Here is a 4,285-nt window from a genome sequence, read left to right as displayed (position 1 = left end):
TGTTGGGTCGGGACGGGTGAACGCAGGGCGTCCGGGGCCGCCGAAGGCAATAACCGCCCGCGGAGAGGGCGATTCGGGCAGGGAGGCCCGAATCGCACTATCGGAGCGTGGCGCACACCGAAGATCGCGGGCTGAAGCCCGCTCCCACAGCCGTAACTTCCCAGTCGGCGGCGGGGTCTAAACGGAATCCCCCTCTCCCCGGATGGAGAACCACCATGCCCCACAATCTCACCCAGAAGCTCATCGAATCCCACCTCGTCGAGGGCCAGCCGGTGCCCGGCGAGGAAATCACCCTCAAGATCGACCAAACCCTCACCCAGGACGCCACCGGCACCCTGGTCATGCTGGAACTGGAGGCCATGGGCTTGGACCGGGTCCGCACCGAACTGTCGGCCCAATATGTGGACCACAACATCTTGCAAGTGGACTACAAGAGCGCCGACGACCATCTGTTCTTGCGGAGTGCCTGCCGCAAGTTCGGCGTGTGGTACAGCCGACCCGGCAATGGCGTCAGCCATCCGGTCCACATGGAGCGCTTCGGCGTGCCGGGCAAGAGCCTGCTGGGTTCGGACAGCCACACCTGCGCCGCCGGTTCGCTCGGGATGCTCGCGATTGGCGCGGGCGGGCTGGAAGTGGCCTTGGCGATGGCGGGCCAGCCGTTTCATTTGCGGATGCCGAAAGTGTTGGGCGTCCGGCTGATCGGCGTCTTGCCCGAGTGGGTCAGCGCCAAGGATGTGATCCTGGAAATGCTGCGGCGGCACGGCGTCGAGGGCGGACTGGGCCGGATCGTCGAATATTACGGGCCGGGGCTGGCGGGCCTCACGGCCATGGACCGCCACGTCATCGCCAACATGGGCGCGGAATTGGGCGCGACCAGCACGGTGTTTCCGTCCGACGGGGCGGTGCGGAAGTTCCTGAAATCCCAAGGCCGCGAGGACGCCTGGACGGAATGGCAAGCCGACCCGGACGCCGATTATGACGAGCATGACGAAATCGACCTATCCCGCCTGGAACCGCTCATCGCCCTGCCGTCCAGCCCCGGCCATGTCGTGCCGGTGCGGGACGTGGCGGGCAGGCCCATTTATCAGGCGTACATCGGCTCGTCGGCTAATCCGGGGCTGCGGGATTTCGCCATCCCGGCGTTAATGATGGAGGGCCGCCAAGTCTCCGGCGAGGTTTCGTTCGACATCACGCCCACCTCCCGCCAAATCCTGGAAAACCTGTTCGACCTGGGCTTGATCGTTAAGCTGATCCACTCGGGCGCCCGCCTGCACCAAGCGGGCTGCGGCGGCTGCATCGGCATGGGCGCGGCACCCGCCTCGGGCCGGATCAGCCTCCGCACCGTGCCGCGCAATTTTCCGGGCCGCTCCGGCACCCGCGACGATCAGGTGTATCTGTGCAGCCCGGAAACCGCCGCCGCCTCGGTCCTCACTGGCGTCATCACCGACCCGCGCACGCTCGGGATGCCCTATCCCCGCTTCGAGGAGCCGGAAACCCTGCGCCTCAATACCGAGATGCTGGAGCCGCCCGCCCCGCCCGGCGAGCCGGTGGCCTTGCAAAAAGGCCCGAACATCCAGCCCTTGCCCGTCCTGGCACCCTTGCCGGAATTGTTGAAAGGGCCAGCGCTTATCAAGGTCGGCGACAATATATCCACCGATGAAATCCTGCCAGCGGGCACCAACGTCCTGCCGTTCCGCAGCAATATCCCGGAAATCGCCCGGTTCACGTTCAGCCAAGTGGACACGGGCTATTACCTGCGGGCCATCGAGCATCAGCAAACCGGCTCATTCATCATCGGCGGCGAAAACTACGGTCAGGGTTCCAGCCGCGAACACGCCGCCTTAGCGCCGCGCTATCTGGGCGTTCAGGCGGTCATCGCCAAAAGCTTCGCCCGGATTCATTTGCAGAACCTGAGCAATTTCGGGTTGTTGCCGCTGGTGTTTGTCGAGCCGTCCGATTGGGGACGCATCCATCGCGACGATACGCTGCTCATAGTCGACGTGCGGCAAGCCATTCAGCAGGGGCGGCGGATCACGGTCATCAACCTGACCCGCAATGAAAGCTATCTGACCGAGCATCCGCTCAGTCCACGGGAGGTGCGGATGGTGCTGGCGGGGAGTTTGTTGGCGTTGGTGTGAGCGGTCGGCACCGTTGGCTGATTTTTGTAGGGTGGGTTAGGCGCACATCCGCACGAATCATGGTCCTGTGTTGAATTCGCCGTGCGCCGTAACCCACCATGCTGATTGGGAGGGTGGGTTACGGCGCATGAAGCTCTTCCATAAAATCCCAGACTGTCCGAGGGCACCTAACCCACTCTACCTGAGTGAATGATTGGGTAGAATGTCGCCCCGTCTACCCGCGCAATCGCTTTCCCACCCATGCCCATCCGCCTGCTTCCCCCGCAACTCATCAATCAAATCGCCGCCGGCGAGGTGGTCGAACGGCCCGCCTCGGTGGTCAAGGAGTTGGTGGAGAACTGCTTCGACGCCGCCGCCCGCTCGGTGGAGGTCGAGGTGGAACAAGGCGGCCTCAGGCTCCTGCGCATCCGCGACGATGGGCTGGGCATCGCCAAGGACGAACTGCCGCTGGCCCTCTCCCGCCACGCCACCAGCAAAATCGCCAGTCTGGATGACTTGGAACACGTCGCTACTTTAGGCTTTCGCGGCGAAGCCTTGCCCAGCATCAGTTCCGTGTCGCGGCTCACCCTGGTTTCCCGGACGCGGGGCGAGCGCTGCGCGTGGCGGGTCGGGGCCGATGGCCGCGAAATTGATTTCGACATCCAGCCCGCCGCCAGCCCGGAAGGCACCACCGTGGAAGTGCGGGACATCTTCTACAACACCCCGGCGCGGCGGAAATTCCTGCGCTCGGAGAAGACCGAATTCCAGCACATCGAGACCCTGGTCAAGCGGCTGGCCCTGGCCCGCTTCGACGTGGGCTTCGCCCTGACCCACAACCAGCGCCATGTGCTGGATCTCCGGCCAGCGGCGACCCAGACCGACATCGAACGGCGGCTGGCCGCGCTGCTGGGCGATGACTTCTTGGAGCAAAGCCTGTCGGTGGACGTGACCGCCGCCGGGTTGCGGCTGTCTGGCTGGATTGGGCTGCCGACCTATTCCCGCAGTCAGGCTGACATGCAGTTCTTCTATGTGAATGGCCGATTGGTGCGGGACAAGCTGGTCAGCGTCGCCATCCGGCAGGCGTATCAGGATGTGCTTTACCACGGGCGGCAACCGATTTATGTGCTGTACCTGGAACTCGACCCGGCCTTGGTGGACGTGAACGCCCATCCGGCCAAGCTGGAAGTGCGGTTCCGCGAATCGCGGCTGGTGCATGATTTCCTGTTCCGCAGCCTGTACCGGGTACTGGGCGGGGCGAAAGCGGGCACGGCGACGGAGGGGGAAATTCCCGTGGCTTTCGAAACGCCCGCACCTTCACCCGCCCCGGCCCCGCCCGCCCCGCGGGATGAAGGAGAAGCCGCGTCGTATCGCCCTCCCCTGCGGATGTCTGCGCCCGCCTCGTCTTCGTCCAGCGCTCACCGGCAAACCTCGCTACCCTTGAAAGTGGCCGATGTGATGCGGGACTACACCGATTTGTACGCCGTCCCCCGGCCTTCAACCGAAACGCCGACGGCGCTGCCCGTCTGCGAAACGAACCGGGACGAAGCAAGCCAACATCCGTTGGGCTACGCCCTCGCCCATTTGCACGGCGCGTTCATTCTGGCGGAGAGCGCCAAGGGCTTGATTCTGGTGGACGCCCACGCCGCCCATGAGCGCCTGACCTACGAAAAGTTGAAGCGCCAGCATCAAGCCGGACCCGTACCCAGTCAGCCCTTGCTCTTGCCGATCCGCCTCAAGGTCAGCGAGGCCGAGGCCGATTTGGCGGTGGACGCGGCGGACACCTTGGCGGCGCTGGGTTTGGAGGTCGGGCGCATCGGCCCGGATACCTTGCTGGTGCGGGCGCTGCCCGCCTTGCTGGGTGAGACCGACGGCGAACAGTTGGTGCGCGATGTGCTGGCCGATTTGAATCAGCACGGCCACAGCGCCCGCGTGGAAGAAACCCTGAACGCGGTGCTGGCGACCGTCGCTTGCCATGGCTCGGTGCGGGCCAACCGCAAACTGACGGTGCCGGAAATGAATATTCTGCTGCGGGAAATGGAAGCCACCGAACGCAGCGGCCAATGCAATCACGGTCGGCCCACCTGGGTGGAATTGAGCTTGAAGGAATTGAATGGGTTGTTTTTGCGGGGGCGGTGAGGGATTCAAAGCCGTGGGGGGGGGGGGGGGGG

The 4,285-nt window shown here is 64.6% G+C and carries 2 protein-coding genes; both read left to right on the top strand.

Features of this window, described 5'->3' with window-relative positions; all coding sequences use genetic code 11:
* The first annotated feature begins 215 nt into the window (after positions 1-215).
* On the top strand, positions 216-2,138 hold the full coding sequence (locus ACXWUF_RS19530; RefSeq protein WP_458496256.1) for an aconitate hydratase: 1,923 nt from the start codon (positions 216-218) through the stop codon (positions 2,136-2,138).
* Positions 2,139-2,378: 240 nt separating this feature from the next.
* Positions 2,379-4,253, top strand: coding sequence for a DNA mismatch repair endonuclease MutL (gene mutL / locus ACXWUF_RS19525; RefSeq protein ID WP_458496255.1), 1,875 nt, complete (start codon positions 2,379-2,381; stop codon positions 4,251-4,253).
* Positions 4,254-4,285: the final 32 nt, after the last annotated feature.

The sequence above is a fragment of the Methylomagnum sp. genome (genome assembly GCF_054333355.1).
The sequence above is the reverse complement of the archived record's forward strand: the minus strand, read 5'-3'. Positions and strand labels throughout refer to the sequence as shown.

Bases quoted from the DNA above. Each gene is read 5' to 3' on its own strand.
- ACXWUF_RS19530 (WP_458496256.1), top strand. From the start codon at position 216: ATGCCCCACAATCTCACCCAGAAGCTCATCGAATCCCACCTCGTCGAG.
- mutL (WP_458496255.1), top strand. From the start codon at position 2,379: ATGCCCATCCGCCTGCTTCCCCCGCAACTCATCAATCAAATCGCCGCC.